The organism is Xanthomonas bromi (genome assembly GCF_900092025.1).
GTDB lineage: Bacteria > Pseudomonadota > Gammaproteobacteria > Xanthomonadales > Xanthomonadaceae > Xanthomonas > Xanthomonas bromi.
In genome coordinates, this window is record NZ_FLTX01000018.1 from 71540 (window position 1) to 92992 (window position 21453).

The 21453-nt window shown below is 65.8% G+C and carries 13 protein-coding genes, 1 other RNA gene and 1 pseudogene; 7 read left to right on the forward strand and 8 right to left on the reverse strand.

The window, feature by feature from the left end:
• Positions 1 to 26: 26 nt before the first annotated feature.
• The gene (locus XBLMG947_RS06630) at positions 27 to 554 is read right to left on the reverse strand and encodes a GNAT family N-acetyltransferase (RefSeq protein ID WP_065467090.1); all 528 of its coding nucleotides are present in this window, start codon (positions 552 to 554) and stop codon (positions 27 to 29) included.
• 584 nt (positions 555 to 1138) lie between these two features.
• Complete coding sequence (gene aspS, locus XBLMG947_RS06635; RefSeq protein ID WP_065467092.1) at positions 1139 to 2890, reverse strand: aspartate--tRNA ligase; 1752 nt, start codon at positions 2888 to 2890, stop codon at positions 1139 to 1141.
• Between the two features lie 157 nt (positions 2891 to 3047).
• Between aspS and XBLMG947_RS06640 the strand changes: the two genes are divergently transcribed.
• A complete protein-coding gene (locus XBLMG947_RS06640; RefSeq protein ID WP_065467095.1) occupies positions 3048 to 3827 on the forward strand; it encodes a DUF3011 domain-containing protein in 780 nt (259 codons plus the stop codon).
• A gap of 169 nt (positions 3828 to 3996) precedes the next feature.
• On the opposite strand, the gene XBLMG947_RS06645 is transcribed toward XBLMG947_RS06640, so the two are convergent.
• Positions 3997 to 4290 carry an FmdB family zinc ribbon protein gene (locus XBLMG947_RS06645; RefSeq protein WP_065467097.1) on the reverse strand — a complete coding sequence of 98 codons (294 nt, stop codon included), beginning with the start codon at positions 4288 to 4290 and terminating at the stop codon, positions 3997 to 3999.
• Positions 4291 to 4724: 434 nt separating this feature from the next.
• Between XBLMG947_RS06645 and XBLMG947_RS06655 the strand changes: the two genes are divergently transcribed.
• The 3 genes from XBLMG947_RS06655 to XBLMG947_RS06665 all read left to right on the forward strand — a co-directional run bounded on the left by XBLMG947_RS06655 (position 4725) and on the right by XBLMG947_RS06665 (position 11481).
• On the forward strand, positions 4725 to 5969 hold the full coding sequence (locus tag XBLMG947_RS06655) for an MFS transporter (RefSeq protein WP_065467101.1): 1245 nt from the start codon (positions 4725 to 4727) through the stop codon (positions 5967 to 5969).
• A gap of 613 nt (positions 5970 to 6582) precedes the next feature.
• Positions 6583 to 8994 carry a TonB-dependent receptor gene (locus XBLMG947_RS06660; RefSeq protein WP_065467103.1) on the forward strand — a complete coding sequence of 804 codons (2412 nt, stop codon included), beginning with the start codon at positions 6583 to 6585 and terminating at the stop codon, positions 8992 to 8994.
• A gap of 339 nt (positions 8995 to 9333) precedes the next feature.
• Positions 9334 to 11481 (forward strand): phosphocholine-specific phospholipase C, encoded by a 2148-nt coding sequence (locus tag XBLMG947_RS06665; protein WP_065467105.1) that lies wholly within the window; start codon positions 9334 to 9336, stop codon positions 11479 to 11481.
• 4 nt (positions 11482 to 11485) lie between these two features.
• Here the strand turns inward: XBLMG947_RS06665 and XBLMG947_RS06670 are convergent.
• The 3 genes from XBLMG947_RS06670 to bla all read right to left on the reverse strand — a co-directional run bounded on the left by XBLMG947_RS06670 (position 11486) and on the right by bla (position 13682).
• A non-coding RNA gene (locus tag XBLMG947_RS06670) (sX9 sRNA) lies at positions 11486 to 11561 on the reverse strand.
• 164 nt (positions 11562 to 11725) lie between these two features.
• Complete coding sequence (locus XBLMG947_RS06675; RefSeq protein ID WP_065467107.1) at positions 11726 to 12673, reverse strand: alpha/beta hydrolase; 948 nt, start codon at positions 12671 to 12673, stop codon at positions 11726 to 11728.
• Between the two features lie 115 nt (positions 12674 to 12788).
• Positions 12789 to 13682 carry a class A beta-lactamase gene (gene bla, locus XBLMG947_RS06680; RefSeq protein WP_065467109.1) on the reverse strand — a complete coding sequence of 298 codons (894 nt, stop codon included), beginning with the start codon at positions 13680 to 13682 and terminating at the stop codon, positions 12789 to 12791.
• 100 nt (positions 13683 to 13782) lie between these two features.
• On the opposite strand from bla, the gene ampR reads away from it, so the two are divergent.
• Positions 13783 to 14652 carry a LysR family transcriptional regulator AmpR gene (gene ampR / locus XBLMG947_RS06685; protein ID WP_065467111.1) on the forward strand — a complete coding sequence of 290 codons (870 nt, stop codon included), beginning with the start codon at positions 13783 to 13785 and terminating at the stop codon, positions 14650 to 14652.
• 130 nt (positions 14653 to 14782) lie between these two features.
• Positions 14783 to 16048, forward strand: a complete 1266-nt coding sequence (locus tag XBLMG947_RS06690; RefSeq protein WP_065467113.1) for a lytic murein transglycosylase — start codon at positions 14783 to 14785, stop codon at positions 16046 to 16048.
• Positions 16049 to 16099: 51 nt separating this feature from the next.
• Here XBLMG947_RS06690 and XBLMG947_RS06695 read toward each other — a convergent pair.
• Positions 16100 to 16553: pseudogene (locus tag XBLMG947_RS06695) on the reverse strand (YcxB family protein).
• Between the two features lie 98 nt (positions 16554 to 16651).
• The gene (locus XBLMG947_RS06700) at positions 16652 to 18571 is read right to left on the reverse strand and encodes an ABC-F family ATP-binding cassette domain-containing protein (protein WP_065467115.1); all 1920 of its coding nucleotides are present in this window, start codon (positions 18569 to 18571) and stop codon (positions 16652 to 16654) included.
• A gap of 180 nt (positions 18572 to 18751) precedes the next feature.
• Between XBLMG947_RS06700 and XBLMG947_RS06705 the strand changes: the two genes are divergently transcribed.
• A complete protein-coding gene (locus XBLMG947_RS06705) occupies positions 18752 to 21145 on the forward strand; it encodes a TonB-dependent receptor plug domain-containing protein (RefSeq protein ID WP_065467116.1) in 2394 nt (797 codons plus the stop codon).
• The last annotated feature ends 308 nt before the right edge of the window (positions 21146 to 21453 follow it).

The window sequence follows — 21453 nt, forward strand, 5'->3', positions numbered from 1 at the left end:
GAGCGCAGTCGTTTTGCTGGCGGCTCTTAGTCGGCCGCAACAATCGGCTTGCGCCGCAGGATGAACTCGCGGTCGACGATCTTGCCCACCGGGAAATCGTATTCGCCGATTTTTTCGAAGCCGTAGCGGGCATAGAAGCGCTGTGCGCCGAAATTCTCCGACCATACGCCGGTCCACAAGGTGCGTGGGCCGTCGCGTTCGAGCCAGTCCAATGCGGTTTCGAACAGCCGACTCCCCCAGCCGCTGCTCTGGTAGTCTTTCAACAGATACAGGCGCTTGAGTTCCCCGTCGCCCTGGCGGACCTCATCGTGCGGCAGACCGCATGGGCCGGCGGCGGCGTGGCCGACCAGCAGCTTGTCCAGCTCCAGCAACCAGATCGCATAGTCCGGGTGCGCCAGCACGATGCGCGCGCGCTCCACCGCATAGGTCTCTTCCAGAAAACCATGCAGGTCTTCTTCCGGATACAGATGCCCGAAGGTTTCGGTAAAGGTCTGCGCGGCCAGAAGCGACAATGCTTCGGCATCGTCCGGCGTGGCGCGGCGGATGCGGGTCATGCGGGACTCTCGTGCCGGGTGGACGTGGCAGCTTCTCGCATGCGGCGGCGATTCTGCAAATGGGGAATGGGGAATGGGGAATGGGGAATGGGGAATGGGGAATCGGGAATCGGGAATCGGAGAGCATCCTGCGATTCGGGCATGGTTGTGCCGGCGTGGCGGGTAGGTCGCAGCACCACTAGTCTGAGCACCACCTGCGTCGGAATGTCGGCGGCGTAGCGAAAGGCACGCTGCACCGGAGGTTTGAGCCAACGCGCAGCTCCTTCACAGGCGCTACCGATTCCGAAAAAAGTCACAGTGCGCCATGACTGGGTAAGCGGCCGATGCGGCCGATGCGCATCCTGACGTCTGGATGCGGGGCATGAATCGGCGTGCAGCTTCTACACAACCGCTACCGGTGCTGACAAAAGCGCGGCGCCTTGTTGGCCGGGTCGCGCCCGATGCGCAGCCGGCTGCGCATCCAGCTTTTCGAGACAGGACTTGTGCGTAGTGCGCGGATTGGTCGCCAAGGTTCCGGCAGGGCGCTGCCAGCCGATCGTGCGCGACACGGCCACGCGCCGGGCGTGGCCTCGCCTGGTCGCGGGTCAGAGCTGCTTGGGGCGCACCTGCACGTGCACTTCGGCCAGCTGGTCGGCGGCGATCGGCGACGGGGCGTCGGTCATCAGGTCCTGCGCGCCGGTGGTCTTGGGGAACGGGATCACGTCGCGGATGGACTCGGTGCCGGCCATCAGCGCGGCAATGCGGTCGATACCGAACGCGATGCCACCGTGCGGCGGTGCACCGTAATTCAACGCATCCAGCAAGAAGCCGAACTTGGCGCGCGCTTCTTCTGCACCGATGCCCAGCAACTCGAACACCGCGCTCTGCATGTCCGGGCGGTGGATACGAATCGAGCCGCCGCCGATTTCATTGCCGTTGAGCACCATGTCGTAACCTCGCGACACAGCAGTGCGGGCATTGGCACGCAGGTCGGCGATATCGTCCACCGCCGGTGCAGTGAAGGGGTGATGCAGGGCGACGTAGCGCTGCGCTTGGTCGTCCCATTCGAACATCGGGAAGTCGGTGACCCACAGCGGCGCCCAGCCATCGGCGATCAACTTGAAGTCCTTGCCGGCCTTCAGGCGCAGCGCGCCCATGAAGTCCGACACGGTGTTGTAGCCGCCGGCACCGAAGAACACGATGTCGCCATTACCTGCACCGACGTGCTTGAGCAACGCGGCAAATGCGTCTTCGGAGAAGAACTTGGCGATCGGCGAGCTGACCTCACCGGTCTCCGACAGCTTGATGTAGGCCAGACCCTTGGCGCCGTATTTGGCGGCGTGTGCGGCGTATTCGTCGATCTGCTTGCGCGACAGCGTGGCACCGCCGGGGATGCGCAGCGCGGCGACGCGGCCATCGGCATCGTTGGCGGCGGCGGTGAACACCGGGAATTCGCTCGCCTTGACCAGCTCGGCCACATCGACCAGTTCCAGCGCGATGCGCAGGTCCGGCTTGTCCGAGCCATAGCGACGCATCGCCTCGGCCCAGGTCATGCGCGGGAACTGCGCGGCCAGGTCCACCTCCACCACTTCCTTGAAGATGGCGCGGATCATGTCTTCGACGAAATCCTGCACGTCGCGCTCGCGCACGAAGGCGAATTCCATGTCGAGCTGGGTGAATTCCAGCTGGCGATCGGCGCGCAGCGCTTCGTCGCGGAAGCAGCGCGCGATCTGGTAGTAGCGGTCGAAGCCGGCCACCATCAGGATCTGCTTGAACAGCTGCGGGCTCTGCGGCAAGGCGTAGAACTCGCCCGGATGCATGCGCGCCGGCACCAGGAAGTCGCGTGCGCCTTCCGGGGTGGCCTTGGTCAGGATCGGGGTTTCGATGTCCTGGAAATCGCGCGCATCCAGATGCCGGCGCAGCGCCTGCACCAGTTTGATGCGGGTGCGCTGCATGCGCTGCATCTCCGGGCGGCGCAGGTCCAGATAGCGATACTTCAGGCGGGTTTCTTCGCCCGGATTTTCGTGCGCATGGAACGGCAGCGGCGCGGCCTTGTTGAGGATGGTGATGCGCGAGGCGATCACTTCGACCTTGCCGCTGCGCAGCTTGTCGTTGACCGCATGGCGCGCACGCACCACGCCTTCGACCTGTAGCACATCCTCGTAGCCCAGGCTGGCGGCCACCGGGAACACCTCGGCGTTCTCCGGCTCCACCGTCACCTGCACGATGCCTTCGTGGTCGCGCAGGTCGATGAAGCACACCCCGCCCAGATTGCGGGCCACGTCGGTCCAGCCGGCGAGAGTGACGGTTTGGCCGATCATGGTCTCGTCGACCAGGCCGCAGAAGTGGGTACGCATCGAAAGCTCCGCTGAAAACCCGACACAGGGCAGCGCCGGAAAGCCGGATATTCTGGGGCCGGCGGCCGGCAGGAGCAAATGTGGTGACGGTCACCGGCGCTTAAGTCAGCGCCCGGCTGAATAGGCGTCACGCCCCTTCTGCACCAAGGACGACACGATGCTGCGCACTGCCCTGCTGCTCTCCGGCTTCGGCCTGATCACCCTGACCGGCGCGATTGCCGGCACCACTGCCAGCGCGCAGGAACGCGGCTGGGACGGCCCCAGCATCATCTGCTCCAGCAACGACAACCGCCGCCGCGAGTGCGATACGCCATTCCGCGGCCGCGCGGTGCTGGTGGAAAACATCTCCGGCACACGCTGCATCGAGGGCCGCAACTGGGGCAGCGACCGCGGCCGGGTCTGGGTGGACAACGGCTGTCGCGGTCGTTTTGTCGACGGCCGCAACGGCGGCGGCTGGGCCGGCGGCAATGGCCCAGGTGGTGGCTTCGGTGGGGTCGCTGGGACGGTGCGCTGCGAAAGCAACGACCAGCGCCAGAAGATCTGCGATACCGGCTGGCGCCGCGCCATGTTGGCACGCCAACTGTCCAACACGCCCTGCGTGGAAGGCCGCAACTGGCGCCAGGAAGGTGGCCGGATCTGGGTGGACGACGGCTGCCGGGGCGAATTTGCACAGGCCCGCGGTGGCGGTGGATGGGATCCCGGCGACGGCGGCGATGGCGGCCGCGACGACCGCCCCCGCAACGACTACGCCATCACCTGCGCCAGCGACGACCGTCGCCTGCGCACCTGCGCCTGGGACGGCCGCTATGGCCGCCCGGTGCTGACCCGCCAGCTATCCGACACGCGCTGTGAGGAAGGCCGCAGTTGGGGCTATGACGATCGCCGCGCCACGGTGTGGGTCAACGATGGTTGCCGGGCGCGCTTCGAAGCGCGTTGATGCACTGGTCGCGCAGGCCAGCGTTGTGAGATCGGCCTGCGCGCGTCGGTAAGGCACCGGCGCTCTTGGTGTCGACGACTGTATGCATCCAGGCCGGTGCAGTTGTCGAATCCAGCCGAAGCGACCGTAGAGGTGCGGCAGAAAAGAACACGCGCAATGTCGCGGCGACTTATGCCGGATCGGCGGCGGGTTTGGCCGCCGGCTTGCTCTCTGTCGCTGCCGCCGGTTTGGCATCGCCACCGGCGCTGCTGCTCTCGGTCAGGTTTTTCTTTTTTTCGCCGGCCGATTTGAAGTCTGTCTCGTACCAGCCGCTGCCGGACAGGCGGAACGACGGCGCGGTCACCTGACGCTTGACCGTGGCCGCGGCGCAGGCCGGGCAGGTCTGCGGATCCGGGTCGGCCATCTTCTGCAGACGGTCGAATGCGTGGCCGCAGGTAGTGCACTGGAAACCGTAGATGGGCATGGCAGGATCAGCTGAAGACGATGCAGGGGCGCAGATTCTAGACCCATGCGGGCTGGCAGGTGCAGTGCGCGGCCTGTGCGACCGGCAGCAGGCAGCCGACGATGCATGTGCACGGCGAGCGACGGGCGACGTCAGCGCTGCGATCGCAGCTGCGGCGCCTTACATGCTGATGGCTCCGCGCACCGATGCGATGCCCCACCTCCACGTGCACGATCTGCATGCCGCCACCCACGCAAGCGACACGCGTGCGTGGGTGGCGGCAGCGACGCGAAGCGCGGGCAACCGCAAAAACCCGGCACCGTCGACACCTCCATCGTCACGTAGCGATCGCCGAAACGACGCACACGCCCACGGCTTCGATCGAGCTGCACTGACTCGGCTGGTACACTGGCGCACGTGATCGACGCGCCTTCCCCTCCACCAGGGCCGCATCCATGTTGCGGCTGACTGCCTTATTGCTGGGCGTTGCCCTGTTGCTCACCGGCAGCGGGCTGCTCGGCACGCTGCTCGCCGTGCGCGGCGAGCAGGCCGGCTTCGATGCGCGTGCGTTGGGTCTGATCATGTCCGGCTACTTCGCCGGCTTCTTTCTCGGCACCTTCTTCGCACCACCGCTGATTCGCCGCATCGGGCATATCCGCGCGTTTGCGTTTTATGCGGCACTGGCGGCCATTGCGGTGTTGCTGCATCCGATCTGGTTGAACCCCTGGGGGTGGGGGGTGCTGCGCCTGGTGACCGGCGCGGCCCTGGTCGGCCTGTACACCGTGATCGAAAGCTGGCTCAACGCCGAGCCGGATGCGCGCCGGCGCAGCCGGGTGTTTTCGCTCTACATGGCGATCAATCTGTCGGCGCTGGCGCTGGGGCAAATCCTGCTCACCATCGGCGATGCAGGCGCACCGGCGATGTTTACGCTGACGGCGATTCTGTTCTGTGCAGCGGTCATGCCGGTGATGACCACGCGGCTGATCCCGCCCGAGGTACCGCAGGTCTCGCGGCTGCGATTGGTCACGTTGTATGCGTTGGCACCGGTGGCGACGATTGGCGCCGGCCTTTCCGGCCTGGCGATGGGTGCGTTCTGGGGCTTGTTGCCGGTGTATGCCAACCGGATCGGGCTGGATTCAGACGGCGTTGCGATGTTCATGCTGACCGCCATCGTGGGCGGTGCGGTGCTGCAATGGCCGATCGGGCGCATCAGCGACGGGCATGACCGCCGCATCGCCCTGGTGGCGGTGAGTGTGCTGGCCGCCGGCGTCGCCATCGCTGCCGCACTGCCGATGGTGCAGACGCAGACCACGGTGCTGTTTGTGCTGTTCTTCGTGTATGGCGGGCTGGCGTTTTCGCTGTATCCGTTTGCGGTGGCGCACATGCTGGACTATCTGCCGCGCGAAGACCTGTTATCCGGCTGCAGCAGCCTGCTGCTGGTGCATGGCGTGGGCGCGGCGATCGGCCCGGCGCTGGCCGGCGGGGCAATGCAGAAGTTCGGCCCGGCAGCCTTGCCGGTCTATTTTGCGGTGATGCTGCTGGCGCTGGCCGGCTTCACGCTGACGCGGCTGCTGCGGTTTGCGCGCCGCCGCACCCACCCCATCGCGTTCCGCCCGATGCTGCGCACCACGCCGTCGGCACTGGAATTGATGCCGGAAACCCAGCAAACCGAAGCGGCGCCGCGCGCCAAGAACCGCTGACACCACGATGCTGCGGATGTCGGGCGGGCGACGCGGGTGCGCTTGTGCGGCATCTCCCGCGCATATATCGGGCCTACGTTGCCTACACGCCATGACAGCTGCTGGCGATGGTTTGTCGGCCGCTTCGAACGGTGAGCGCCCGTTGCATGGGGGCGGACGCTTTGCATGCGTCGATTGCAGAGCGATAGATCTGCAACTCTGCTGCAGGGCCCTCGGCCGCCCACCATCGCAGGACACGCTGCAAGTACGTCCCTGTTAGGTCCTTGGCGGCATCCATGCCGCCAAGGGTCACGCGACGGTGGGCGGGCAAGGACCAGCCGAGTTGATCGGTGTGCACCGCGTTCAATAAAACAGTCAGCTAGCTGCATGGTGCGGTGTCCTCGCAGCTTGCGCATCCCCCAAACAGCGTTGAATCGCGCGCAGCGAGGACACCGCACCCCTGACCACCCGACGATGCTGCTTACGCATCTCCAAGTAGCGCCAAATCGTATTCGGCCAGGAGCAGAGAAGCTGCGCACATCCACCGCGTGATCGCAGCCCACCTGTAGCGCGGTCATCATCACGCAATGCAAGCACGGCAGTCTGCGGCCACCTCCCCGCTCGTTGGATTGCAATGGATTCGACTACCTGCCCACGCGTGCGCCATCCGGCCACGCTTGCCCTGCTGCTGGTTCCATTCGGCCTGCCCGTCTACGCGCAGCAGGCACCCGATGGCACCACGCCGGCATCGCCAAGTTCAGCAGCGCCTGCCAGTGGCGAGCAGGTGTCCACGCTCGATCAGGTACAGGTCGTCGGACAAGCGATGACCTATTCCAAGACCACCGTCAGCAAGGAAATGCTCGACCGCCAGTTCGTACTGGGCAGCGTCAACGACGCGCTCAACGAACTCCCGGGCGTGGTAGTGACCGAAGCCGACGCGTTCGGCTCGTCGGATTGGGGCACCCAGATCAGCATGCGTGGTTTCGTCAGCAACCGCGACACGCAGCAGATCGGCACCACCATCGACGGCGTGCCTAATGGCGGTTCGGCATACGGAGGCGGCTCCAAGGCCAACCGCTTCATCGACATGCCGGACCTGGAAACGGTGGAAGTGAGCCAGGGCACCGCGGATATCGCCTCGCGCTCGAACGAGGCGTTGGGCGGCACACTGAACTACCTCACCGGCGAGCCGCTGGAAGAACAGCGTGTGCGGGTGATCGGCGGTATCGGCGACAACCAGGCGCGCAAGTACTACGCGCGCTATGACACCGGCGTACTCGGCGGAACCACGCGCGCCTGGATCAGCGGCTCGTCGGCACGCAACGACGACTGGATCGACGGCAGCGGCCACACCAGCCGCGATCATCTGGCCGGCAAATTCGTCAGCGCCGTGGACAAGTGGACCTTGAGCGGCTATCTGTCCTACGACGATGCCGACGAATCCGAATACACCAGCGTGACGCCCGAGCAGTTCGCGCGCGCCCCCGAACATGATCTATTGACCGGCACGCTCACCGGCATTCCGTATCTGGACCAGAACTACCGCTCCGGCTCGCGCGCCTTGCGCAAGAACACCTTTGGCTACCTGCGCGGCGCCTTCGATGGCGGCAACGGGTTCAAGACCACGCTCACCGGCTACGCGCATCGCATGCAAGGTCGTGGCGACTGGATTCCGCCGTATCTGGTGGACGTCACCAACGAGGGCGCCGGTGCGCCGGAAGCGGAGGCGCGCGGCGGCAACACCGTGTATGGCGGCAGCGATCTGGGTAAGTTGTATTACCTGACCCCAGGCGGCGCAGCCGCCACGATGCTGGCCGGTTGCGCCGGCAGCGATGCGGTACCGGCCGAATCCAATCCGGCCTGCTATCCGGCCGGTTCGGTGCCGGTGCAATCGTATCGGCATAGCCATTACGACAACCACCGTGCCGGCGCGATGGCCGACGTGGAATGGCGCACCGATCTCGGCGCCATCGACAACTCCGTGCGTGCCGGCGCCTGGCTGGAGCGTTACGACCGCAGCGTCACCCGCGACTGGCACCGCCTGCTCAACGTCGGCACCAATATCGCCTTCGATCATCAGCCGTACTGGGTGCAGTTCAAGGACAGCTACCAGACCGACGAGCAGATGTATTACGTGGAAGACGTGATGCGTTATGGCGCGTTCGCGTGGCGCGTGGGCGTCAAGCAATTCTTCGTCGACCAGACCCGCGACCGCCGTATCGGCGATGCGCAGCATGTGGAATCGGATGCGCATTCGGACCCATTGCTGTCGGCCGGCCTGACCTGGACCACGCCGGTACAAGGCATGGAAGCCTTTGCCGGTTACTCGCAGAATTTCGCAGCGATTCCGTCCGGTGTGCTGGGCGAAACCGACCCGGTCGCACTGAGCCGGGTGAAGCCGGAAACCGCCGACAACATCGAACTGGGCTTGCGTGTCAGCCGCTGGCCAATGACCGGCAGCGTCACGCTCTACGACATCCGCTTCGACAACCGCATCGTGTATGTGCCGGCCAACTTCGTCACCGGCATCGACTACCTGGGCGAAACCGATGGCGTGTATGAAAACTTCGGCGGCGTGCATGCGCGCGGCGTGGAAGCGGCGCTGGGCTACGGCTGGGACAACGGTTGGCGCATCAACGGCGCCTACACCTACAACAAGGCCGATTATCTCGGCAGCGGCGATGCGGCGCGCGATACCGCGCTGGAGATCACACCCGGTGCGCAGGTGATCGGCCAGCCGCGCAACACGCTGGTGATGTCGGCCGATTGGCGCGGCCAGGCATGGCGCTTCGGTGTGTCCGGGCGTTACCTGGGCAAACGCTATCTGGATGCGTCCAACCGTGCCGCGCTCGACGGCGTGACCACCTTCGATGCCAACCTCGGCCTTGAACTCTCCCAGCTGTCCTCGCAGCTCAAGGGCATGCAGTTGGCGCTCAATGTCAGCAATCTCACCGACAAGCGGTATCTGGAAGGCGTGGATGGCAGCGATAGTGCATTTATTGCCGCGCCGCGCACGGTCGGTCTGACGCTGACGCTGGATCTGTAACGGCGGATCGACCGGTGCGTGGTGCACGGGCGCTGCTGCTGACTTACGCTAGTGAGAGATTTTTTAGGTGCGGGTGCTGCGCCCCCATCCGCCCTTCGGGCACCTTCCCCCGCAGGCGGTGGAAGGCAGCGTTTCCCTTCTCCCGCTGGCGGGAGAAGGTGGCGCGTAGCGCCGGATGAGGGCGGGGCCGGCGGGGCTTAGACACCAGGGGTCCAGAAAGCCCGCGCCTACGCCTGCAACTAGCAGCTTATGCCGACCATGCCCCCATCCGCCCTTCGGGCACCTTCCCCCGCAGGCGGTGGAAGGGACTCGTGAGGGTTCAGCCAATCAGGTGACACGATGATCGATCTTCCCCGCCGCCGCGTCCTGCAGGCCGGACTGAGCGCCGGCACGACGGCACTGCTACCCAGCATCGCGCGTGCCGCAGCCATCGCACCGAACCGTCGCAGCGGCACGCTGGAGGACCTGCAACACGTGGTGATCCTGATGCAGGAAAACCGCGCGTTCGATCATTATTTCGGTGCGCTGCCCGGCGTGCGTGGGTTCGGCGACCGTTTCCCGATTCCTGCGCCGCCACGACCGGGCGCACCAGCGCGCACGGTGTGGCTGCAGCCCAGCGAGGACGGCCGTCAATGGCTGACACCGTTCGCGTTGGACACGGCCGCGCAGTTTGGCTTCATGCGCATCAAGGGCACCCCGCATAGCTGGCCGGATGCGCAGCAGGCCTGGGACCATGGCCGGCTCGGCCACTGGGCGGCGGCCAAGCACAATCACGCGCTGGGCTACTACGGGCGTGCGGATATTCCCTTCCAGTACGCGCTCGCCGATGCGTTCACCATCTGCGATGCGTACCACGCCTCGATCCAGACCGGCACCAATTCCAATCGCGTTTTCCTGTGGACCGGCGGCAACGATCCCAACGCACGTGCGGGCGGGCCGGTGATCGGCAACTCGCACGACAACTTTCCGGAACTGGGCGGTTTTGCCGATCCGTATCGCTGGACCAGCTATGTCGAACACCTGCAGCGCGCGGGCGTGAGCTGGCAGATCTACCAGGACATGGCCGACAACTTCACCGACAACCCGCTGGCCGGGTTCGAGACGTTTCGGCAGGCCTACCGCAACGCGCCGGGGCACGATGCACAGCTGCGCGCGCGTGGCGTCAGCACGCGGGGCGTGGAGCAGTTACGCGCGGACGTGGTGGGCGGACGGCTGCCGTCGGTGAGTTTCGTCATTGCCGATGCGGCCGGCAGCGAGCATCCGGATCCATCCAGCCCCGCCCAGGGCGCGGCCTACACCGCGCGCGTGCTGGATGCGCTCACTGCCGATCCGCAGGTGTGGAGCCGCACCGCGTTGCTGCTGATGTTCGACGAGAACGACGGCTTCTTCGATCACATGCCGCCGCCTGCGCCGCCATCGCCGGACCCGAGCGCGGCGGGCGGCTTTGCCGGCGCTTCCAGCGTGGACACCGACGACGACTACCATCGCCAGCCTGCACCGGGCGAGCAGAAAGTGGATCTGCCCGAACTGCACGGCCGTCCCTACGGACTGGGTCCGCGCGTGCCGCTGTATGTGATTTCGCCGTGGAGCCGCGGTGGCTGGGTGGATTCGCAGGTGTACGACCACACCTCTGTACTGCGCCTGCTGGAGCGGCGGTTTGGCGTGCAGGCCCCGGAGATCACGCCATGGCGGCGTGCCGTGTGTGGCGACCTGACCAATGCGTTCGACTTCCGCAACGCCGATGCACGCCCGTTCGTCGCGGCGCTGCCCGATGTGGGCGATGCGGCAACACGCGCAGCAGCCCTGCGCGAGCACACGCTGCCGCCGCTGCCGGCCACCTTGCAGCCGCCCGCGCAACCGTTCGGCGTGCGCCGTTCGCGCGCCGTGCCGTATCGCCCGAGCTTGCAACTGGCGCATGTGCCCGAGCGTGGCGAGGTCCGGCTACGCATGCACAACGGCGGCGCGGCGGCGGTGCTGCATGTCTATAACCGCTACGACCTGGCGGCGATCCCGCGTCGCTACACGGTGGGTAACGGTGCCACGCTGGACGGCGAGTGGACCACCGACGATGGCCGCTACGATCTGTGGCTGATCGGTCCAAACGGATTCCATCGTCACTATCGTGGCGACCTGAGCGCACCGTTACTGGTGGCTGAGATCGCACAAGATCCGAACGACGCCACATCCGTGTTGCTATCGCTGCGCAATGGCGGCAGCGCTGCCGTGCAGGTGGAGCTACAACCGGGTGCCTATGCAGCCGCGCAGCCGCACGAGCGTCTCAGCATTGCGCCCGGCGCGACCGAGCAGCGCCGTTGGAAAGCGGCAGCAACCGGCGGCTGGTACGACCTGTGGGTACACCACGACGGCGCGGCCCAGCGCCTGGCTGGTCGTATCGAAACCGGCGCCGAGAGCGTCAGCGATCCCGCCATGGGTGGGCCGGCGCGACTGCAGCAGGACGAACCGATGGTGATCGGCGAGCTTGGCTAAGAGCGGCTAACAGAACGTGGCGAGCGGTCGTCAGCTGGGTGCGGACGGCGCGGAGGAACCGGAGTGTCCGAGTGGTACATGCCGCACCGAGCACCGGCCGCGCCCGCCTGGCGGTGGGCGCAGTAGTTTTGTTAGCTGCTCTAAGCCTCGCAAACAGGCATAAGGCGAGAAATAACAGATCGCAGGCGAGCACCATGTCGGGCGCATGTTGCTGCGTGATCCGCAGGCTTGCGCATGATCGCGTTCAACGCGCGCCGGCCGCGTCCAGCATGCCGATCGTCCCTAACCAGGTTTCGACCAGATGCGGCCATTGCGCGATCGGCAACGTGCCCGCGCGCAGACCGAATGCGTGCCCGCCTTCAGTATAGAGATGCATTTCTGCCGGTACGCCAGCCTGCTTGAGCGCCACGTAGTAGGCCAGCGACTGGCTGACGCCATCTATCGCATCGTCCTCGGCCTGCAGCAAAAAGGTCGGCGGCGTTTGCGCGGTGACGGTGATGTCCGGCCGCAGCGACAGATGGGTTGGATCGCGGGTGGCGCGGTCTTCGTCCTCGTGCGCCCACAAATGGCCCGGATAGACGGCAATGGCGAAGTCCGGCCGGCAACTCTGCGCATCGGAAGCGTCCACCGGCGGATACGTGCGCGTTGCAAAATGGGTACTGATCGCGGCCACCAAATGACCACCGGCAGAGAAGCCCATCACACCGATCCTGTGCGGGTCCACGTCCAACTGGTCCGCCTGCGCACGCACCAGTCCTAGTGCACGCTGGGCGTCCTGCAGGGCCGTTTGCACCTTCGGGTAGTAGCGGCGGTCGTTGCGCCAGGTCGGCCCCGAGTTCGGTACGCGGTATTTCAACAGCACGCAGGTGATGCCGCGTGCGGTCAGCCAGTCGCAGATGTCCGTCCCTTCCAGATCCATCGCCAGGACCTGATAGCCACCGCCGGGGAACACCAGCACCGCCGCACCGGTGTTGCGACCTTTGGGCGGATAGACCGTCATCGTCGGGCGGCTGACATCGCTCACCTTGGTCCATGGGAAACGCCCCTTGCCGGTGCCCACCGATTCGGGCTTCGCGTGGCGCACCGCGTCTGGCACCGCACCTGGCCAGAGCGGTATCTCTACCTGGCCAGGCGCTGGTTGCCAGGTACCAGCAAGTGCAAGCCCGTAAACAAGCAGCAACGCAACTGCCACACACCATTGACACCGCCTGATTTGCACTGTCGATCCTCAAGAAGCCGAAGGGAAACGGGAAGCATGTCGTGAGCCAAGGCGCGACGTGACATGCGGGAGATCCGGGCCTTTGCGCTCAATCCAATATGTTTTCGCGCACTGCGACCGCCACCGCCTTCAACGCCGCATCGCGTGCAGCATCGTCGACCTTGGCACCGTTCAAGTACGTCGTCAGCAGCAGCGGCGGCCGGCCCTTCGGCGGCCAGAGGATGGCGAGGTCGTTGCGGGTATCGGTGCCGTTGCTGCCGGTCTTGTCGCCGATCTTCCAGTCGGCCGTGAGCCCCGCACGCAGGCAATCGTCGCCGGTGCGGTTGTCGATCATCCAGTCGGTCAGCTGCTTGCGCGAGGCTGGCTGCAGCGCGTCGCCAAGCAGCAGCGTGCGCAGCGTGGCGGCCATCGCCGCAGGCGTGGTGGTGTCGCGCGGATCATCCGGGGCGAACCGGTTCATCTCCGGCTCGTGGCGATCGCTGCGGGTCTGGGCGTCGCCGATGCTGCGCAGGAAGGTGGTCACGCCGGGCGGGCCACCGACCAGCGGGAACAACCGGTTGGCGGCCGGGTTGTCGCTATAGATCATCGTGGCCCGGCACAGTTCGCCGACACTCAGCGCGCCTCCGACATGGCGCTCGGTCACCGGCGCATGCTCCAGCATGTCCGAGGCACGGATCTTGACCGGTTGCGCCAGCGTGAGCTTGCCCTCATCCACCCGCTGCAGCACAGCGGCAGCCAATACAAATTTGAAGGTACTGCACATCGGAAAGCGCTCGTTCTCGCGCTGCCCGAGGCGCCAGCCGGTGGCGCTGTCGAGCAGGCTGATACCCAGGCGACCACCGGTGCCACGTTCGATGTCCGCCCATTGTGCCCGCAGCAGGTCGTCCATATTCACCGCCGGGCTGAGCGCCAGGGCTGGTCTGGACGCCGCAAACAGCATGCCCGCGCCGGTTGCGTACAAGAACTCTCGCCGATTCAACATGCGGTTGCCTCCTTGAGGGAGCCCGCAGTATCGATGCGTACGACGCAACCGACCATCGCGATGTTTCGATCACAGGCATGAATTGAATTAATCTTTGCCGATGCCCCGCCCTCGCCTCCCGCTCAATGCCCTGCGCGCATTCGAAGCCGCCGCGCGCCATCAAAACCTGACCCGTGCGGCGAACGAGCTGTGCGTCAGCCAGGCCGCGCTCAGCCACCAGATCAAGGCGCTGGAGCAACAGCTGGGCACCAGCCTGTTCCACCGCCTGCCACGCGGGGTGGCGTTGACCGACGAGGGCGCGGCGCTGGCACCGGTGCTGGGCGAGGCCTTCGACCGCATCGCCGCCACCCTGGAGCGCTTCGCCGATGGGCGCTATCGCGAGGTGCTCAGCGTGGGCGTGGTGGGCACCTTCGCCACCGGCTGGCTGCTGCCGCGATTGCCGGCCTTTCATGCCGCGCATCCGGATATCGAATTGCGCCTGTCCACCCACAACAACCGGGTCGATCTGGCCGCCGAAGGGCTGGATCTGGCGATCCGTTTCGGCGATGGCGACTGGCAGGGCCAGATCGCGCATGCATTGATGGAAGCACCGTTTGCGCCAGTGTGCGCACCCAGCATGGCGCGCGGCCTGCGCACGCCGGCCGATCTGACGCAGCTGCCGTTATTGCGCTCGTACCGCGTGGACGAATGGCCGCACTGGTTTCGCGCGGCCGGCGTGGCCGAGGTCGCCGCACGCGGGGCCATGTTCGATTCCTCGTTGACGCTGGCCAGCGCAGCGGCGGCCGGTGCCGGCGTGGCATTGCTGCCACTGCCGATGTTTCGCCAGGATCTGGACGCCGGGCGGCTGGTGTGCCCGTTCCCGATCCAGATCGACGCCGGGCGTTACTGGCTGACGCATCTACGTTCGCGGCCGGCCGACGGCCCTGCGCTCGGCTTTCATCGCTGGCTGGTGCGCACACTGTCGACGTGACCGGAGCGGGCAACCGCACGCGGCGATTGATTCCGCTTTGAAATACACCACAAAAACGAATAGCTGCCATGGCTTTATTTCGGCATCCTGACGACTAACATGACCGCCATCGTCAGTCCGAGGCATGCCCATGAAACTCCCCTTGCAGCATCTTCGTGTATGGCTTCTTGCCGGCACATGCGTGACAGCGACCCACGCCTTTGCGCAAGTCACCGCCCCCTCCTCTGCACCTCCCGAGGCTGCCGAGCAAAATCCTGCGGCGACCGAAAGCTTTGAACAATGGCTCGTCGACTTTCGCCAGCGCGCGCTTGCTGCAGGCATCGAGACCACCACGCTGGACACCGCGTTTGCCGGCGTCACCGCCGACCCGTCCGTACATGCGCTGGATCAGCAGCAACCCGAGTTCACCCGATACCTGTGGGAATACCTCGACGACCGCGTCACGCCCTCGAGCATCCAGCAGGGCCAGCAACTGCTGGTCAGCAAGCGCACGTTGTTCGAGCAGCTACAGAGACAATACGGCGTGGATCCACGCATCCTGACCGCAATCTGGAGTATGGAGAGCGGATACGGCGCGCAGATCGGCGACCGCTACGTGATCCGCTCACTGGCAACGTTGGCCCACTCGGGCAGGCGTACGCGCTATGGCAATACGCAACTGCTCGCCGCCTTGCAGATCCTGCAAACGGAGAAAGGTGTCGACCGGTCACAACTGGTGGGGTCATGGGCGGGTGCAATGGGGCAAACGCAATTCATTCCCAGCACTTACCGCGACTATGCCGTTGACGCCGATGGGGATCACACGCGCGACGTCTGGCACTCCAGTGCAGACGCGTTGGGCTCTGCCGCGAATTATCTCAACGAGAGCAACTGGAATAGCCGCCTGCCCTGGGGCCAGGAGGTGCGCCTGGCCGCCGACTTCGACTACGCGCAGGCCGATATGACGATCAAGAAGACCGTCGCCGATTGGCAGCGCCAGGGCGTGCTGTGTGCAGGCAAGCCGATTGCGCCGGCCTTGGCGCAGGAACAGGCATCGGTGCTGCTGCCCACCGGCTATCGCGGGCCGGCTTTCCTGGTGTTCGACAATTTCCGCAGCATTCTCCGCTACAACAATTCAATGGCCTATGCGCTGGCGGTGGGGTTGTTGGCCGATGGCTATGCGGGCGCCGCCGGGATCGCACAGCCCTGGCCTAAGGACGATCCACCGCTCAACAGCGTGGATGCCATTACCGAACTGCAGCAACGGCTGACCGACAAGGGCTTCGACGTCGGCGGGGTCGACGGTGCGCTGGGGCCGCAGACGCGCCAGGGCATCCGTGCGTTTCAGCGCAGCCAGGGGTTACCGCAGGATGCTTACGCCAGCACCTCGTTGCTGGCGCGTCTGCGGTCGAAGTGAGGGCAGAAAACCACGCCAAGTGATTGGAGGCTGCGAAGCGACGCGCTGCGCTCAGCGGCGCGCGGACGCCTCGATCCCCTGCACCGCCACGCGGCGAAACGCCTCGTAGTGCGCTTGATCGGCGAACCAGTGCGGGGCGAACAGCTCGAACAAACGGTCGTTGTGATACAGCAGCAGCACGCGCTCGTTCTCGCGGTAGCGGATGTCATCGGACCAGGGCCGACGCAGCCGCCCGTCCGCCCAGGTGATTTCCAGCCCGGTCTGGTCCCACGCCAAAGGTGTAGGTATGCCGCAGCGCAGCCTGCTGGGCGTGCAGGCGTTTGATCTTCCGCGGCAAGCCCCACAGGTGCAACAACGCCAGGCCGATCAAGCCGCCACCACCGGCACCGACCAGCACCGGGCCGAGGATGTCGCCAGCTCCGATCAGTTGCAGCATGCCTACCCCGATCAGGAGCAGGACCACCAGGATCACGATCAAGACCTTGGCCGTCTGTCGCGCATGCAGCCGCTATGCGGCCAGATGGTCGTCCAGACTGAGGGTGGCGCTGGTTATGCTCGCTACGTCCTTGTGCTTGGCCTGATGCGTAGCGTAACGCCCGCGCGTTACGCGCCCTCGATCAACTCCATCCACGCCGCTTCCGCTGCGGCCAGCTGCTGTGCGGTGGCCTCGCGGTCGCGGCCCAGCACCGCCATCTTGTCGCTGTCGGCGTAGTTGCGCGGATTGGCCAGCTCGCGGTCGAACTCTGCCAGCGCGGCTTCCAGCTCGCCGACGCGCTTTTCGGCGCTGGCCAGCTTGTGCGGGTTGACGGCTTTTTTCGGCGGCAGCGGCTTGGTCGGCGGCGGCGGGGTCGGTGCCACTTCGGCCATCTTCTGCTTGGTACCTTGCGCGGCCGGGCGGCTGCGCAACCAGGCGGCGTATTCGTCCAGATCGCCATCGAACGGCTCGACCACGCCATCGGCCACGCGCCAGAAACTGTCGCAGACCAGGCCGATCAGGTGGCGGTCGTGCGAAACCATCACGATGGCGCCCTCAAAATCGCTCAGTGCCTCAGCCAGCGCCTCGCGCATTTCCAGGTCCAAGTGGTTGGTCGGTTCGTCGAGCAGCAGCACGTTGGGCTGTTGCCAGGCGATCAGCGCCAGCGCCAGGCGCGCGCGCTCGCCGCCGGAGAAGCCGTCCACCACTTCGAAGGCGCGGTCGCCGGCGAAATTCCATTTACCCAGGAAGTCGCGGAACGCCTGATTGGAACCATCCGGCGACAGATCGCGGAAGTGATCCATCGGGGACTGGCCTTCATGCAGCGATTCCACCGTGTGCTGGGCGAAGTAGCCAATGCGCAGGTCCGGATGCGCACTGCGCTCGCCTGCCAGCGGTGCCAGCTCGCCCACCAAAGTCTTGACCAGCGTGGACTTACCCGCGCCATTAGGACCCAGCAACCCGATGCGGTCGCCTGCTTCCAGGCCGAAACCGACATCGTGCAGGATGACCGTGGCAGCGTCGCCCCCATCCGCCCTTCGGGCACCTTCCCCCGCACGCGGGGGAAGGGAGGTCGGAGCCGGATAGCCGGCCTGCACATGATTCAAGCGGATCAACGAAAACGGCAGTCGATTGGGCTGGGCGAACTGGATGCGGAATTCGCGCTCGGCGCGCACCGCCTCGGTGCCGGCCATCTTGGCCAGGCGCTTCATGCGGCTCTGCGCCTGGGTGGCCTTGCTGGCCTGTGCCTTGAAACGGTCAATGAAGCTCTGCAGATGCGCGCGCTCGGCCTGTTCCTTGTCGTGCGCGATCTGCTGCTGGCGCAGGTGCTCGATGCGCTGGCGCTCGAAATCGGTGTAGCCGCCGACGTACAGCTTGGCGGTGCCGCCGTGCAGGTGCAGCGTGTGGGTGGCCACGTTGTCCAGAAACTCGCGGTCATGCGAAATCAACAGCAAAGTGCCCGGGTACTTGAGTAGCCACTGCTCCAGCCACAGCACCGCGTCCATGTCCAGGTGGTTGGTCGGCTCGTCGAGCAGCAGCAGGTCGCTGGGCATCATCAGCGCGCGCGCCAGGTTCAACCGCACACGCCAGCCGCCGGAGAACGAGGACACCGCGCGGTGGTGCGTATCGGCCGGGAAGCCCAGGCCGTGCAGCAGCTTGCCGGCACGCGCCTCGGCATCGTAGGCGCCGAGTTCGGCCATCTTCTGGTGCGCATTGGCGACCGCCTCCCAGTCCTCGCGGGCGGTGGCGGCGGCCTCTTCCTGCAGTACCGCGGAGACCTCGATATCGCCGCCGAGCACGAACGACAGCGCCGGGTCCGGCAAGGACGGGGTTTCCTGCGAGACGCTGGCGGTGCGCACCTTGCCGGGCAGGTCCACGTCGCCCTTGTCGGCTTCCAGCTCGCCCTTTACCGCGGCGAACAGGCTGGATTTACCGGTACCGTTGCGGCCCACCACGCCGACGCGGTAGCCGGCATGCATGGTCAGGTCGACGTTGGACAACAGCAGACGCTCGCCGCGTCGCATGGAGAAGTTGCGCAGGGAAATCATTGATGGACAGTCCGATAGAACGAAAAGGAATGAGCAGATGAGCAGCATTCCTGCGACGCCATTCTAGCGTTAACGAATAATTAGCGCCTTTAGCTTGGCCGTCGCCTTCTTCGCCGTCCTGCGACCGCCTCCTGCCTAGCCTTGCCTCGTCCTGCCTGGACCCACGTTTTCGGAGTTGTCATGAACACCCCCCTTTCCGCGCTTGCGACCGCCGTGGTCGCTGCACTGCTTGCCTCTCCCGCCCTGGCGCAGGACGCTGCGCCTGCAACCGCACCGGCCAGCACCGCCAACACCCTGGATACGGTGATCGTCACCGGCACCCGCGTCTCCGACCGCACCGTGGCCGAATCGCAGTCGCCGATCGACATCATCAGCGCCGAATCGCTGCAGGCCACCGGCACCCCGGAGTTGGCCACCGCGCTGGCACGCGCGCTGCCCTCGCTGAACTTCCCGCGCCCGGCGCTGAGCGACGGCACCAGCGCGATCCGCCCTGCGCAGCTGCGCGGCCTGTCGCCGGACCAGGTGCTGGTGCTGGTCAACGGCAAACGCCGCCACACCTCCTCGCTGCTCAACCTCAACGGCACCATCGGCCGCGGCGCGGCGGCGGTGGATCTGAACACCATTCCGGTGGCGGCCATCGCGCGGGTGGAAGTGCTGCGCGACGGCGCCTCGGCGCAGTACGGCTCCGATGCCATCGCCGGCGTGGTCAACATCGTGCTCAAGGGCGCGGAAAAGGGCGGCAGCCTGCAGGCCGGCTTCGGCCAGTATTCGGCCGGCGACGGCAACAACTACGAACTGTCCGGCGACACCGGCGTGGCCTACGGCGGCGACCGTGGCTGGCTGCACGTGGCCGCCCAGCTCAACCAGCAGGACCCGACCGACCGCGCACGCGGCTATGCCGGCACGCCCAGCGTCTCGCAGCCGGCCGTGGGCCAGAAGGCATTCAAGATCGGCGACCCGGACGTCAATGCGCAGGCCGCCTCGCTCAATACCGAATACCAGTTCAGCGACAGCATCACCGGCTACGCCTTCGCCACTGCCAGCAACCGCGACATCACCTCGTTCGCGTTCTTCCGCGCGCCAGGCAGCAGCCAGAACATCCTGTCGGTCTACCCGCAGGGCTTTTTGCCGGAGATCCAGAGCTACGCCAAGGACCGCTCGCTGGTGGCCGGCGTGCGCGGCTCCACCGCCGGCGGCTGGGACTGGGATGCCAGCTACAACTACGGCTACAACCGTATCGATTTCCACACCCGCAACACGCTCAACGTGAGCCTGGGGCCGACCTCGCCCACCTCTTTCTACGACGGCGCGCTGGAAACCACGCAGAACATCGTCAACCTGGACGTCAAGCGCGGTTTCGACTGGGGCCTGGCCTATCCGGTGACCGTGGCCTTCGGTGCCGAATACCGCAACGAAAAGTGGAACCAGTCACCGGGCGAAGTGGGCTCCTACTTCCAGGCCGGCACGCTGGCCGGCGGCGCGCAGGGCTACGGCGGATTCGCCCCCAGCGTGTCGGGCCAGTATTCGCGCAACAGCTACGCGCTATACGCCGACCTGGAAGCCGATTTCACCGACAAGTTTTCCGCGGGCCTGGCCGGCCGCTACGAAGACTATGACGATTTCGGCAGCCAGGCCTCGGGCAAGGCGTCGGCGCGCTATGCGTTCACCGACAAGATCGCATTGCGCGGCACGGTGGCCTCGGGCTTCCGCGCGCCGTCGCTGGCGCAGCAGTATTTCCAGTCCACCAGCACCACCTTCCTGGCCGGCAACCCGAATCCGTTCGAGATCCGCACCTTCCCGGCCGACAGCAACGTGGCACGCGCCTTCGGTGCCGAACCGCTGGATGCGGAAACCTCGTTGTCCTACAGCCTGGGCCTGGTGCTGCAGCCCACCGATGCGCTCTATCTCACCGTGGATGCGTACCAGATCGATGTGGACGACCGCATCGTGCTGTCGTCCAACCTCACCGGTGCGGGCGTGCGCAGCCTGCTGGAAACGCAGGGCATCTTCGGCATCAACGGCGGGCGTTACTTCACCAACGCGGTGGATACGCGCACGCGCGGCGTGGACGTGGTGGGCAGCTACCGCTGGCAGCTGGCCGCCAGCAGCGTGGACCTGACCGCCGGCTACAACTATTCGGAAACCGAAGTGCGTAGCGTGGCCGCCAACCCGGCAGCGTTGTCGGCCAACGGGCTAAGCCTGGAGCGCATCGACCGCACCGAGCGTGGCCGCATCGAAGAAGGTTTCCCGCGCGACAAGTTCCTGATCAACGGCAGCTGGAATTTCGCGCACTGGACGCTGGCGCTGGGCGCCACGCGCTATGGCAAGTTCAGCACCCGCCCGTCCGACGCGATCAATGACCAGACCTTCGACGCCAAGTGGGTAGTCGATGCCTCGGCCAGCTACAAGATCGATCGCTGGACGCTGACGCTGGGCGCCGACAATGTGCTGGACGAATACCCGGACGAAAACAACTTCGCCAATTCCACCAGCGGGCAATTTCCATACAGCAACCTCTCACCGTTCGGCTTCAATGGTGCGTACGTGTATGGGCGCATCAACTACCGTTGGTAAGCACTGCGTCCTTGCAGAGGCGCTGCGCAGGTAGCTGCTGCAGTCGTGAGGTCGGTGGCGGTGATGCCGACCTCGGCTTGGGCCAGCTGCGGTCGATTGCGTGAGTTGTGGATGCGACTGCACGCGGCGAGCGGGCTTGAAGCACGTCATCCGCCGGGTTGTTCGTTCGTCAGCGCCTGGCTGGCGTAGAGGCAGCCTCGGCACACGATCAATGCCGGTACGCCCTGCATAACGACCGCCCTCGTCCAATGATCGCGCAATAGATTTCAGCCAATGCGTGCGTGTTGCATTGGCAGCACGCTCGTTCC

Excerpts from the sequence above, each read along its gene's own strand:
- XBLMG947_RS06630 (WP_065467090.1), bottom strand. The coding sequence starts at position 554 with ATGACCCGCATCCGCCGCGCCACGCCGGACGATGCCGAAGCATTGTCG.
- aspS (WP_065467092.1), bottom strand. The coding sequence starts at position 2,890 with ATGCGTACCCACTTCTGCGGCCTGGTCGACGAGACCATGATCGGCCAA.
- XBLMG947_RS06640 (WP_065467095.1), top strand. The coding sequence starts at position 3,048 with ATGCTGCGCACTGCCCTGCTGCTCTCCGGCTTCGGCCTGATCACCCTG.
- XBLMG947_RS06645 (WP_065467097.1), bottom strand. The coding sequence starts at position 4,290 with ATGCCCATCTACGGTTTCCAGTGCACTACCTGCGGCCACGCATTCGAC.
- XBLMG947_RS06655 (WP_065467101.1), top strand. The coding sequence starts at position 4,725 with ATGTTGCGGCTGACTGCCTTATTGCTGGGCGTTGCCCTGTTGCTCACC.
- XBLMG947_RS06660 (WP_065467103.1), top strand. The coding sequence starts at position 6,583 with ATGGATTCGACTACCTGCCCACGCGTGCGCCATCCGGCCACGCTTGCC.
- XBLMG947_RS06665 (WP_065467105.1), top strand. The coding sequence starts at position 9,334 with ATGATCGATCTTCCCCGCCGCCGCGTCCTGCAGGCCGGACTGAGCGCC.
- bla (WP_065467109.1), bottom strand. The coding sequence starts at position 13,682 with ATGTTGAATCGGCGAGAGTTCTTGTACGCAACCGGCGCGGGCATGCTG.
- ampR (WP_065467111.1), top strand. The coding sequence starts at position 13,783 with ATGCCCCGCCCTCGCCTCCCGCTCAATGCCCTGCGCGCATTCGAAGCC.
- XBLMG947_RS06690 (WP_065467113.1), top strand. The coding sequence starts at position 14,783 with ATGAAACTCCCCTTGCAGCATCTTCGTGTATGGCTTCTTGCCGGCACA.
- XBLMG947_RS06700 (WP_065467115.1), bottom strand. The coding sequence starts at position 18,571 with ATGATTTCCCTGCGCAACTTCTCCATGCGACGCGGCGAGCGTCTGCTG.
- XBLMG947_RS06705 (WP_065467116.1), top strand. The coding sequence starts at position 18,752 with ATGAACACCCCCCTTTCCGCGCTTGCGACCGCCGTGGTCGCTGCACTG.